1 protein-coding gene is annotated in these 532 nt (G+C 71.2%); it reads left to right on the plus strand.

What is annotated here, in order from left to right:
• Positions 1-532: AMP-binding protein (locus AC1DUE_RS20130; protein ID WP_477041181.1), on the plus strand; the 532-nt coding region annotated here is incomplete at both ends.

The raw sequence follows: 532 nt of genomic DNA on the forward strand, positions 1-532 counted from the left end.
GCCCACGTCCTCGCAGGACTGGGCGTCGGCCCTGGCGACCGGGTCGGGCTGCTCCTTGGCAACGGGCTGTGGTCCATCTCCGTCGACTTCGCCTGCCTGAAGGCCGGGGCCGCCCGCGTCCCCCTCAACGGCCGCCTCTCCGCCGCCGAACACACCCGCATGCTCCAGGACACCGGTGTGACCCTGCTGGTGTACGGGCCGGAACTCGCCGAGCGTGCGCTCGAACTCGGCGCAGCCGTACCGGGGCTGGCGCTCGCCTGCCTCGGCAGCCCCGACGCGGCCGGCCACCTCGACCTGCTGTCGGCCATGCGCGAGGCGAGCCCCGCAGACCCGATGCTGCCTGCGGCGGCGGACGACGTGATCCTGATCCTCTACACATCCGGCACCACCGGAACCCTCAAGGCCGTGCAGCACACGCAGGCCGGCTATGCCGCGATCACCGCGAACATCCTGTCCAACCTCGTCTCACCCGGCCGGGACGATGTGATGCTGCATGCCGCATCGCTCATCCACGCCAGCGGCACCTTCGTAC

The organism is Cellulomonas sp. P4_A2, from assembly GCF_056402515.1.